Source organism: Kitasatospora sp. Ki12, from assembly GCF_054601375.1.
In genome coordinates, this window is the sequence record NZ_BAAIHT010000001.1 from 2603469 (window position 1) to 2616103 (window position 12635).

Genomic DNA, 12635 nt, shown 5'->3' on the forward strand with positions numbered 1-12635 from the left:
GGCTCCGACGATCCGTTAGAGTCCGCTGGGAAAGACCTGAGAAGAGCTGAAAATCGGCTCTTCCATGGGTCGAAACGGATCTTCACGGGGGGACTCCATGCGCGTTGTGCGCCTCGCCTCGGCCGTCGTCACGACGGCCGTCCTGCTCGGTGCGGTCACCGCCTGCAGCAGCAGCAAGGGCGGCAACGACGCCAAGGCCGGCAATGACGCCAAGGGCGGCGCCCCGATCGCGGCGGCGCTGACCGGGGACCCGAAGGCGGCGCTGGCCGCCTCCGCGCTGGTCATGCAGAAGGCCGGCAACGGCAAGGTCAGCATGGTCGCCCCGGACGACAGCAAGGGCGGCGGCACCGGCGACGCGGACTGGAAGGACCCGGGCAAGCCCTCCGTGGACCTGACCGGCGACATGGCCGGCAAGAAGCTCAAGATCCGGGTGGTCGGCGCGGACGCCTACCTCGGCGGCGGCGACGAGGCGGCCCCGGCCCTGGGCGGCAAGCACTGGGTCAAGCTGCCCTCCGGCAACGAGGCCGGCGACGGCTTCCGGGTGGTGGGCCAGATGCTGAACCCGGTGGTCATGCTGACCGTCGCGGCCCAGAGCGGCAAGCTGTCCAAGGTCGGCGACGAGGACCTGGGCGGTGCCAAGACCACCCACCTGCGGGCGGTCGAGGACACCTCCGCCCTGGTCGCCGGGATGTCGGCGCTCCCCGAGAACCAGCGCAAGGCCGTGCAGAAGACGCTGGAGCAGGACGGCAAGACCCTCACCTTCGACTTCTGGCTGAACGGCAAGCAGGAGCTCGTCCAGTACCAGGAGTACGGCGACACGAACGGCGCGAAGGACGCCGTCACGGTCAAGTACTCGGACCTCGGCAAGGCCGCCCCGATCGCGGCGCCCGCCGCCACCGACCTCGGCAGCGAGGCCGACCTGCTCAAACTGCTCGGCTGATCCGGCCGGGCCCGTGGACCGGAGCCCGCGCGGCTCCACCGCACCGACCGGCTACCACCCCGGGCGCACCTCGCGCCCGGGGGTCCTCAAGGGGGGAATCATGGCTGGAACCCGCAAGACCGCCGTCGCCGTCGTCCTCGCCGCCGTGGCGCTGACCGCGACCGCCTGCAACGACAGCGGCGGGGACGGCAAGAACGCCGCCCCGGCCGCGCCGACCACCGCCGCGGCCGCGCCGACCAGTGCCGCGCCGTCGTCCGCCACCTCGTCGGCGGCCTCGACGCCGACCAAGGTGAGCCCGGCGTCCTTCCTGGAGCAGGTCACCCAGAAGACCGGCGCCGCGAAGTCGGCGAAGATCGACGAGGTGATCGCGATCGGCCAGATCACCATGAAGGGCAAGGGCGCGGTGTCCTGGGCCGACGGCCTCCAGGGCAACATCACCATGGACCTGTCCGACTCCCCGCTGGGCAAGGTCCTGGCGCCGGTCACCGGGGGCACGAGCGCGCCGTACCGCTACACCAAGGACTCGATGTACATGCGGCTGGGCGGCGACGCCGTCCAGGCCCTCGGCGGTCGGCACTGGCTGCACTACAGCAAGGCCGACATGGCCAAGGCCTCCGGCGGCTCGACCGACCAGCTCAAGAGCGCGGACCCGGTGCAGGGCGTCCGGACGCTGATCGCCACCGGCAAGGTGACCGAGGTCGGCCAGGAGACGGTCAACGGCAAGCCGGCCACGCACTACACCGGTGAGCTCAGCGCGGACGACATCGCCGGCGCCACCGGCACCGGCCTGAGCCAGGAGCAGCTGGACCAGGTCAAGGAGAACCTGACCACGGCCGGCATCACCAGCGAGACGATCGACGTCTGGGTCGACTCCGACAAGCTGGTGGTCAAGCGCACCGAGCAGGCCGACACCAAGGTCGGGGCGATGAAGGCCACCGTCACCTACTCGGACTACGGCACCCCGGTCACCACGACCGCGCCGGACCCGTCCGACACGGTGGAGCTGTCCGAGCTGGCGGCACTCGACAAGGGCGCCACCGGCTGACCGGCCGAGCGGCGCGGGGCGGGGGCCGACGAGGTCGGCCCCCGTTCCGCTGTCCGGCTCGGCCGACCGGTGGATCCGCGGGGGCCCGCGCGGCCCGACGAGGGGGCCGCCACCGGGCCGACGGGTGACGGGTGGCATGGTGGCGACAGAAGGGCGGCCGTCGGACGGGGGCCGGGCGAGGAAGGGAACGGACGTGGCGGGACGGCAGCGGTTGGCGGCAGTGGCCGTCGTCGCCCTGCTGGCGAGCGGGCTCAGCGGCTGCGGCGGGGGAGCGGACGCACCCGCCACACCGTCCGGCAGCCCCACCCCGAGCACCGCCTCGCCGACCGCCGCCACCCCGACCGGGCCGGCCAAGCCGACCGACCGCTCCCCGCACGGGGTGCTGCTCTCCGCCCAGCTGGCCATGCAGACCGCCCGCCGGGCCAAGGTCAGCTACCGCCTCGGCGCGGAGGCCGGCTCCGGCCCGCTCTTCTGGCAGCCCAAGACGGCGCTGCAGATCAAGCGCGTCGCCCCGGCCGACGCCGAGCAGCTGATCGTCGTGGACACCGTCGCCTACCAGGGCGGCGACGCCGCCACCGCGGCCCGGCAGGGCGGCCGGCACTGGGAGCGCTTCACCGTCCCGCCGGACCCGGACGGCCACAAGGAGATCCCGTACGCGGGGCTGATCGACCTGCTGAACCCGGTCGAGGCGCTCGCCGCGGCCACCGCCGACGGGGCGGACCCCGCCTTCGTCGGCGAGGAGAAGTACGAGGACTCCACCGTCGAGCACTACCGGGTCACCACCACCGCCGAGAAGTACGCGGCCGCCCAGACCCAGCTGACCCAGGCCCGCCGGGACGGCCTGCGGGCCGCGCTCGCGCCCGGCGGCTCGCTCTCGCTCACCCTGGACCTCTGGCTCAACGACAAGGACCAGCTGGTCCGGCTCCAGCGCACCGGCAGTGGGGACAGCGGCCGGGCGGACGACTCGGTGCTCTACAGCGACCTCGCCGGGGCCCTGCTCTCGGCACAGGCGCCGGCCGAGGCGGACACCGTGGACACCGGTGTCCGGACGGTCTCCCCGCTGGCCCGCTGAGCCCGGCCGGCCCCCCGCCCGGGGTTGCTCCGTCCGAGGGCGATTTGCACCTTGCGAACGGCTCCGGCTAATGTGGCGGAAGCCAAAGACCGCTGGTTGTCGCCGCGCCCGTCAGGGAGTCGGTGGCCGAAGGATCTGCGCTTCGTCGCAGGCAGCCCGCGTAGGTGTGTCTGGAGCTTCGACCTCCGGGTACCGCGTCCGCGCGGCCGCCCGTCGAGGTCGTCACGAGCCCCGTGCGCCTGCGCACCGGGGCTCATTGCATTTTCGCAGGAGCTTTCCTTCCCTCCGAGCGGTCCGAGGCGGAATTGGTCGACTTTCGTGGTCGGCCGGACTTCTACATCACGGAAGGAGGCGTAAGCCTATGGCCAGGCCCGACAAGGCTGCTGCCGTCGCCGAGATCACGGACAAGTTCCGTGGCTCGTCCGCGGCCCTGCTGACCGAGTACCGCGGTCTCTCGGTGAAGCAGGTCAAGACCCTGCGTCGCTCGCTCGGCGACAACGCCGAGTACGCCGTGGTGAAGAACACGCTGACCAAGATCGCGGCCAATGAGGTCGGGATCACGGAGCTCGACGACCTGTTCAACGGTCCGACGGCTGTCGCCTTCGTCACCGGTGACCCGGTGGAGTCGGCGAAGGCTCTGCGTGACTTCGCCAAGGAGAACCCCGCTCTCATCATCAAGGGCGGTGTCCTTGACGGTAAGGCGCTGTCCGCCGATGAGATCAAGAAGCTCGCGGACCTCGAGTCCCGCGAGGTGCTGCTCGCCAAGCTGGCGGGTGCCCTGAAGGCCAAGCAGTCCCAGGCTGCCGCGCTCTTCCAGGCCCTGCCGTCGAAGCTCGTCCGCACTGTGGACGCGCTGCGCGACAAGGTCGAGCAGGGCGGTGCCGGTACGCCGGCTCCCGCCGCCGAGGACGCCGCCGCCGAGTAATTCGGCAGGCTCACGCCTCGCTGCGGGCCCGTGCCCGCCCAACCCGTACATCCGGCACCACCTGCCGATTTAGTGGAAGGACGCCATCATGGCGAAGCTGACCCAGGACGAGCTGCTCGCGCAGTTCGAGGAGCTCACCCTCATCGAGCTCGCCGCCTTCGTGAAGGCCTTCGAGGAGAAGTTCGACGTCACCGCCGCTGCGCCGGTCGCCGTCGCCGCCGCCGGTGCGGCCGGCCCGGCCGCCGAGGCCGTTGAGGAGCAGGACGAGTTCGACGTCATCCTCGACGGTGCGGGCGACAAGAAGATCCAGGTCATCAAGGAGGTGCGCACCCTGACCTCCCTCGGCCTGAAGGAGGCCAAGGACCTCGTTGACACCGCTGGTGCCAAGGTCCTGGAGAAGGTTGCCAAGGACGTTGCCGAGAAGGCCAAGGCTGCCCTCGAGGGCGCCGGCGCCAAGGTCACCGTCAAGTGATCTTGCGCCCCCTCTGAGGGGGCGTGCGGCCGGGCCGATCACCCTTGCGGGTGGTCGGCCCGGCCTTTTCGCGTTTCCGGCGGCGGTGCGGCCACAGGCCGTTTCACCCGTTCGAGCCGGTGAGAGCCACCGGAGTGGCCGATCGCCCACTCGGCACCGTCGGTGGCGAGGGGTATGGTGATCACCGTCGCCGGGGTGGTCCCCACCACGGCTTCTGTAACGCGGGGCGGGTCGGCAGCGATGAACGGGGCGAGGTCCGCCCCGTCGGCGGGCCCTTGACGAACCCGGCGCGGCGCGCGATTCTCAAGGCGCGAGTCCGCCCGGTTGGTCCGCTGCTGGATGCATAACCAGTGGCTCCGGCGGGAAATGACTCCACGTGAGTTAGAGCAGTACCCGGTGGGCGTCCGCGCCCGCCGGCTACCGGGAGGAGTCTCCGATTCGGTCTCCGAATCAGAGCTGGACAGCAGTGTGGCCTTTGGCTACACTGTCCCTTTGCGCTGCCTGTTAGCTGCTCCGTGACTCGTCGCCCGGAGTTTGCGTTGCCCTGAAGGGGTCTGGCATCGCCTCCGCAAAGCGGCTCTGACCTGGGGTTTCAACCCCGGCGGAGGCCAGTTGCGAGGAGGCGGGACCAAGCCCAAGAAGGCCCGGCCGGTACGCGCGTAGTGAGCTCCGAGCCCTCGGAAGGACCCCCCTCTTGGCCGCGCCGCGCAACGCCTCGAACAATTCCGCCGCATCCACCGCCCCGCTCCGCGTCTCGTTCGCGAAGATCAAGGAGCCCCTCGAGGTCCCGAACCTCCTGGCCCTGCAGACCGAGAGCTTTGACTGGCTGCTCGGCAACGCGGCCTGGAAGTCCCGGGTCGAGCAGGCGCTGGAGTCTGGTCAGGATGTCCCCACCAAGTCCGGTCTGGAGGAGATCTTCGAGGAGATCTCGCCGATCGAGGACTTCAGCGGGTCGATGTCCCTGACCTTCCGCGACCACCGTTTCGAGCCGCCGAAGAACTCGATTGACGAGTGCAAGGACCGCGACTTCACGTACGCGGCCCCGCTCTTCGTCACGGCCGAGTTCACCAACAACGAGACCGGTGAGATCAAGTCTCAGACGGTCTTCATGGGCGACTTCCCGCTCATGACCCACAAGGGCACGTTCGTGATCAACGGCACCGAGCGTGTCGTCGTGTCGCAGCTCGTCCGCTCCCCGGGTGTGTACTTCGACTCCACCCTGGACAAGGTGTCCGACAAGGACATCTACTCCTGCAAGGTCATCCCCTCGCGTGGTGCCTGGCTGGAGATGGAGATCGACAAGCGCGACATGGTCGGCGTCCGCATCGACCGCAAGCGCAAGCAGTCCGTCACCGTGCTGCTGAAGGCCCTCGGCTGGACCAACGAGATGATTCTCGAGGAGTTCGGCGAGTACGAGTCCATGCGCAACACCCTGGAGAAGGACCACACCCAGGGCCAGGACGACGCGCTGCTGGACATCTACCGCAAGCTGCGTCCGGGCGAGCCGCCCACGCGCGAGGCCGCGCAGACGCTTCTGGAGAACCTGTACTTCAACCCGAAGCGCTACGACCTCGCCAAGGTCGGCCGTTACAAGGTCAACCGCAAGCTGGGCAACGCCGAGTCCCTGGACTCCGGCGTGCTCACCGAGCCCGACATCATCGGTGCGATCAAGTACCTGGTGAAGCTGCACGCCGGCGAGACCGAGTGGCGTGACGGCGAGGGCCGCGACATCGTGGTCGAGGTCGACGACATCGACCACTTCGGCAACCGTCGCCTCCGCAACGTCGGCGAGCTCATCCAGAACCAGGTCCGTACGGGTCTCGCCCGTATGGAGCGCGTCGTGCGCGAGCGCATGACCACCCAGGACGTCGAGGCGATCACGCCGCAGACCCTGATCAACATCCGGCCGGTCGTCGCCTCCATCAAGGAGTTCTTCGGCACCAGCCAGCTGTCGCAGTTCATGGACCAGACGAACCCGCTGTCGGGCCTGACCCACAAGCGTCGTCTGTCCGCGCTCGGCCCCGGCGGTCTCTCCCGTGAGCGCGCCGGCTTCGAGGTCCGTGACGTGCACCCCTCGCACTACGGCCGCATGTGTCCGATCGAGACCCCCGAAGGCCCGAACATCGGTCTGATCGGGTCGCTGGCCTCGTACGGCCGGGTCAACGCGTTCGGCTTCATCGAGACGCCGTACCGCAAGGTCGTCGACGGTGTGGTCACCGAGCAGGTCGACTACCTGACCGCCGACGAGGAGGACCGCTACGTCATCGCCCAGGCGAACGCGCCGCTGACCGCGGACCTGCACTTCGCCGAGCCGCGCGTCCTGGTCCGCCGCCGTGGTGGCGAGATCGACTACATCCCGGGCTCCGAGATCGACTACATGGACGTCTCGCCGCGCCAGATGGTGTCGGTCGCGACCGCCATGATCCCGTTCCTCGAGCACGACGACGCCAACCGCGCGCTCATGGGCTCGAACATGATGCGCCAGGCGGTGCCGCTGCTGAAGAGCGAGGCCCCGCTGGTCGGTACCGGCATGGAGTACCGCTGCGCCGTCGACGCCGCCGACGTCATCACCGCCGAGAAGGCCGGTGTCGTCCAGGAGGTCTCGGCCGACTACGTCACCGTGGCGAACGACGACGGCACGTACACCACGTACCGCGCCGCCAAGTTCACCCGCTCCAACCAGGGCACCGCCTTCAACCAGAAGGTGCTCGTGGACGAGGGCGCCCGCGTCGAGGTCAACCAGGTGCTGGCCGACGGCCCGTGCACCGACGAGGGCGAGATGGCCCTCGGCAAGAACCTCCTCGTGGCGTTCATGTCCTGGGAGGGTCACAACTACGAGGACGCGATCATCCTGTCGCAGCGCCTCGTGCAGGACGACGTCCTCTCCTCGATCCACATCGAGGAGCACGAGGTCGACGCCCGTGACACCAAGCTCGGCCCCGAGGAGATCACCCGGGACATCCCGAACGTCTCCGAGGAGGTCCTCGCCGACCTCGACGAGCGCGGCATCATCCGCATCGGCGCCGACGTCGTCACCGGCGACATCCTGGTCGGCAAGGTCACGCCCAAGGGCGAGACCGAGCTGACCCCGGAGGAGCGCCTGCTCCGCGCGATCTTCGGTGAGAAGGCCCGTGAGGTCCGCGACACCTCGCTGAAGGTGCCGCACGGTGAGTCCGGCAAGGTCATCGGCGTCCGCGTCTTCGACCGCGAAGAGGGCGACGAGCTGCCCCCGGGCGTGAACCAGCTGGTCCGCGTCTACGTGGCCCAGAAGCGCAAGATCACCAACGGTGACAAGCTGGCCGGCCGTCACGGCAACAAGGGTGTCATCTCCAAGATCCTCCCGGTCGAGGACATGCCGTTCCTCGAGGACGGCACCCCGGTCGACATCATCCTCAACCCGCTGGGTGTCCCGTCCCGAATGAACCCGGGACAGGTCCTGGAGATCCACCTCGGGTGGCTCGCCAAGCAGGGCTGGGACGTCTCCGGCCTCGCCGACGAGTGGGCCCAGCGCCTGCAGGCGATCGGCGCCGACCAGGTCGACGGTGGCACCAACCTCGCCACCCCGGTCTTCGACGGCGCCCGCGAGGACGAGATCACCGGCCTGCTGGACAACACCACCCTCACCCGTGACGGTGAGCGCCTGGTGAACTCCACCGGCAAGGCCCGGCTGTTCGACGGCCGCTCCGGCGAGCCGTTCCCGATGCCGGTCTCGGTCGGCTACATGTACATCCTCAAGCTGCACCACCTGGTCGACGACAAGCTCCACGCCCGTTCGACCGGTCCGTACTCGATGATCACCCAGCAGCCGCTCGGTGGTAAGGCGCAGTTCGGTGGTCAGCGCTTCGGTGAGATGGAGGTGTGGGCCCTCGAGGCGTACGGCGCGGCCTACGCCCTGCAGGAGCTCCTCACCATCAAGTCCGACGACGTCCTCGGCCGTGTGAAGGTCTACGAGGCCATCGTCAAGGGCGAGAACATCCCCGAGCCCGGCATTCCCGAGTCCTTCAAGGTGCTCATCAAGGAAATGCAGTCGCTCTGCCTCAACGTGGAGGTGCTGTCCTCGGACGGCCAGTCCATCGAGATGCGGGACTCCGACGAGGACGTGTTCCGCGCGGCCGAGGAGCTCGGCATCGACCTGTCCCGGCGCGAGCCCAGCAGCGTCGAAGAGGTCTGACGGAGGCCGGGCCGGCCGCACGACCGCGGCCGGCCCGCCCCCAGGCCCCCCTCAGACCACATGAACGACTCTCGACTTACGAAAGAGGGCTTGACGACCAGTGCTTGACGTCAACTTCTTCGACGAGCTCCGCATCGGCCTGGCCACCGCCGACGACATCCGCCAGTGGTCGCACGGCGAGGTCAAGAAGCCGGAGACCATCAACTACCGCACCCTGAAGCCGGAAAAGGACGGGCTCTTCTGCGAGAAGATCTTCGGCCCCACCCGGGACTGGGAGTGCTACTGCGGCAAGTACAAGCGCGTCCGCTTCAAGGGCATCATCTGTGAGCGCTGCGGCGTCGAGGTGACCCGCGCCAAGGTGCGCCGCGAGCGGATGGGCCACATCGAGCTGGCCGCCCCGGTCACCCACATCTGGTACTTCAAGGGTGTCCCGTCCCGCCTGGGCTACCTGCTGGACCTGGCGCCGAAGGACCTCGAGAAGGTCATCTACTTCGCCGCCTACATGATCACCTGGGTCGACGACGAGCGCCGCCAGCGCGACCTGCCGTCCCTGGAGGCGCACGTCTCGGTCGAGCGCCAGCAGATCGAGAACCGCCGCGACTCCGACCTCGAAGGCCGCGCCAAGAAGGCCGAGACCGACCTGGCCGAGCTGGAGGCCGAGGGCGCCAAGGCCGACGTGCGCCGCAAGGTGCGCGAGGGTGCCGAGCGCGAGATGAAGCAGCTGCGCGACCGCGCGCAGCGCGAGCTCGACCGCCTCGACGAGGTGTGGGCCCGCTTCAAGAACCTCAAGGTCCAGGACCTCGAGGGCGACGAGCTGCTCTACCGCGAGCTGCGCGACCGCTTCGGCACCTACTTCTCCGGCTCGATGGGCGCGGCGGCCCTCAAGGACCGCCTCGAGAACTTCGACCTGGCGGAGGAGTCCGAGCGCCTGCGCGAGATCATCCGCACCGGCAAGGGCCAGAAGAAGACCCGTGCGCTGAAGCGCCTCAAGGTCGTCTCCGCGTTCCTGCAGACCACCAACAAGCCCAACGGCATGGTGCTGGACTGCGTCCCGGTCATCCCGCCGGACCTGCGTCCGATGGTGCAGCTGGACGGTGGCCGCTTCGCGACCTCCGACCTGAACGACCTGTACCGCCGCGTGATCAACCGCAACAACCGCCTGAAGCGCCTCCTCGACCTCGGTGCCCCCGAGATCATCGTGAACAACGAGAAGCGCATGCTCCAGGAGGCCGTCGACGCGCTGTTCGACAACGGCCGCCGCGGCCGTCCGGTCACCGGCCCGGGCAACCGCCCGCTGAAGTCCCTCAGCGACATGCTGAAGGGCAAGCAGGGTCGTTTCCGTCAGAACCTGCTCGGCAAGCGAGTCGACTACTCGGCCCGTTCGGTCATCGTCGTCGGCCCGCAGCTCAAGCTGCACCAGTGCGGTCTGCCGAAGGCCATGGCGCTGGAGCTCTTCAAGCCGTTCGTGATGAAGCGCCTGGTCGACCTGAACCACGCGCAGAACATCAAGTCGGCCAAGCGCATGGTCGAGCGTGCCCGTCCGGTCGTGTGGGACGTGCTCGAAGAGGTCATCGCCGAGCACCCGGTCCTGCTGAACCGTGCGCCCACCCTGCACCGCCTCGGCATCCAGGCCTTCGAGCCGCAGCTGGTCGAGGGCAAGGCCATCCAGATCCACCCGCTCGTCTGCACCGCGTTCAACGCGGACTTCGACGGTGACCAGATGGCCGTCCACCTGCCGCTCTCCGCGGAGGCGCAGGCCGAGGCCCGCATCCTGATGCTGTCCTCGAACAACATCCTGAAGCCGGCCGACGGTCGCCCCGTCACCATGCCGACCCAGGACATGGTGCTCGGTCTGTTCTTCCTCACCTCGGACCGCGAGGAGGTCAAGGGCGGTGGCCGCTCCTTCTCCTCCACCGCCGAGGCGGTCATGGCCTTCGACGCCCGCGAGCTGGACGTCCAGGCCCCGATCGAGCTGCGCCTCCCGGCCGGCACCGTCCCGCCGCGCGGCTGGGCCGTCCCGATCGACGAGGACGGCCAGCAGGCCTGGTACGAGGGCGAGCCGTTCCGCCTGACCACCACCCTGGGCCGCGCGCTCTTCAACGAGCTGCTGCCCGAGGACTACCCGTTCGTCGACTACGAGGTGGGCAAGAAGCAGCTCTCCGCGATCGTCAACGACCTGGCGGAGCGCTACCCCAAGGTCGTCGTCGCGGCGACCCTGGACAACCTGAAGGCGGCCGGCTTCCACTGGTCGACCCGCTCGGGTGTCACCGTCTCGATCTCCGACGTCGTCGTCCCGCCGAACAAGCCCCAGATCCTCGAGGGCTACGAGGCGAAGGCGGAGAAGGTCCAGCGCCAGTACGAGCGCGGCCTGATCACCAACGACGAGCGCAAGCAGGAGCTCATCGGCATCTGGACCCAGGCGACCAACGAGGTCGCCGAGGCCATGAACGTGAACTTCCCGAAGACGAACCCCATCTTCATGATGGTCGACTCGGGCGCTCGCGGAAACATGATGCAGATGCGCCAGATCGCCGGTATGCGTGGTCTGGTGTCGAACGCCAAGAACGAGACCATCCCGCGACCCATCAAGGCGTCGTTCCGTGAGGGTCTCACCGTGCTGGAGTACTTCATCTCCACCCACGGTGCCCGTAAGGGTCTGGCCGACACCGCCCTCCGTACCGCCGACTCCGGCTACCTCACCCGTCGTCTGGTCGACGTCTCCCAGGACGTCATCATTCGCGAGGAGGACTGCGGCACCGAGCGCGGCCTGAAGCTGTCGATCGGTTCCGTGGGCGCCGACGGCGTGCTGCGCAAGGCCGACGACGTCGAGACCAGCGTGTACGCCCGCATGCTCGCCGAGGACATCACCGTCGACGGCAAGCTGCTGGCCACCGCCAACACCGACCTCGGTGACGTGCTGATCGACGAGCTGATCCGCCACGGCATCGGCGAGGTCAAGACCCGCTCGATCCTGACCTGTGAGTCGGCCGTCGGCACCTGCGCCATGTGCTACGGGCGCTCGCTGGCCACCGGCAAGCTGGTCGACATCGGTGAGGCGGTCGGCATCATCGCCGCCCAGTCCATCGGTGAGCCCGGCACCCAGCTGACGATGCGTACCTTCCACACCGGTGGTGTGGCCGGTGACGACATCACCCAGGGTCTGCCGCGTGTCGTCGAGCTCTTCGAGGCCCGTACCCCCAAGGGTGTGGCCCCGATCTCGGAGGCCACCGGCCGGGCGCGGATCGAGGACACCGAGAAGACCCGCAAGATCGTCATCACCCCGGACGACGGCACCGACGAGATCGCCTACCCGGTCTCGAAGCGTGTGAAGCTGCTGGTCAGCGAGGGCGAGGCGGTCGAGGTCGGCCAGAAGCTGACCATGGGTGCCACCAACCCGCACGACGTCCTGCGCATCATGGGCCAGCGTGCCGTCCAGGTCCACCTGGTCGCCGAGGTCCAGAAGGTCTACAACTCGCAGGGTGTGTCGATCCACGACAAGCACATCGAGATCATCATCCGGCAGATGCTCCGCCGCGTGACGATCATCGAGTCGGGCGACGCCGAGCTGCTCCCGGGCGAGCTCGTCGAGCGCGGCCGCTTCGAGACCGAGAACCGTCGTGTGGTCGCCGAGGGCGGTCACCCCGCCTCCGGTCGTCCGCAGCTGATGGGTATCACCAAGGCCTCGCTGGCCACCGAGTCCTGGCTGTCGGCCGCCTCCTTCCAGGAGACGACCCGGGTCCTCACCGACGCGGCGATCCACGCCAAGTCGGACCCGCTGCTGGGCCTCAAGGAGAACGTCATCCTCGGTAAGCTCATCCCGGCCGGTACGGGTCTGCCCCGCTACCGCAACATCCGGGTCGAGCCGACCGAGGAGGCCAAGGCCGCGATGTACTCGGCCGTCGGCTACGACGACTACGACCTGTCGCCCTTCGGCGCCGGCTCCGGCCAGGCGGTCCCGCTGGACGACTACGACTACGGCCCGTACACCGGCTGAGTCTCGCTTCACTGAT

At 68.9% G+C, this 12635-nt stretch carries 7 protein-coding genes; all 7 read left to right on the plus strand.

From position 1 onward, the window contains the following. The first annotated feature begins 97 nt into the window (after window positions 1-97). The 7 genes from ACYP53_RS11450 (at window position 98) to ACYP53_RS11480 (ending at window position 12619) form a co-directional block, all read left to right on the plus strand. Window positions 98-940, plus strand: a complete 843-nt coding sequence (locus ACYP53_RS11450; protein WP_459647330.1) for a hypothetical protein — start codon at window positions 98-100, stop codon at window positions 938-940. 100 nt (window positions 941-1040) lie between these two features. Next, window positions 1041-1985, plus strand: a complete 945-nt coding sequence (locus tag ACYP53_RS11455) for a LolA-like protein (protein ID WP_189916034.1) — start codon at window positions 1041-1043, stop codon at window positions 1983-1985. Window positions 1986-2178: 193 nt separating this feature from the next. Continuing rightward, entirely contained in the window at window positions 2179-3057 is an 879-nt protein-coding gene (locus ACYP53_RS11460) for a hypothetical protein (RefSeq protein WP_459647331.1), read from the plus strand. 361 nt (window positions 3058-3418) lie between these two features. After that, window positions 3419-3982 carry a 50S ribosomal protein L10 gene (rplJ, locus tag ACYP53_RS11465; RefSeq protein WP_045693068.1) on the plus strand — a complete coding sequence of 188 codons (564 nt, stop codon included), beginning with the start codon at window positions 3419-3421 and terminating at the stop codon, window positions 3980-3982. 88 nt (window positions 3983-4070) lie between these two features. Then, a complete protein-coding gene (rplL, locus tag ACYP53_RS11470; RefSeq protein ID WP_189916036.1) occupies window positions 4071-4454 on the plus strand; it encodes a 50S ribosomal protein L7/L12 in 384 nt (127 codons plus the stop codon). 694 nt (window positions 4455-5148) lie between these two features. After that, entirely contained in the window at window positions 5149-8625 is a 3477-nt protein-coding gene (gene rpoB, locus ACYP53_RS11475; RefSeq protein WP_189916037.1) for a DNA-directed RNA polymerase subunit beta, read from the plus strand. A 100-nt stretch (window positions 8626-8725) separates the two neighbouring features. Then, entirely contained in the window at window positions 8726-12619 is a 3894-nt protein-coding gene (locus tag ACYP53_RS11480; protein WP_189916038.1) for a DNA-directed RNA polymerase subunit beta', read from the plus strand. Window positions 12620-12635 lie beyond the last annotated feature (16 nt).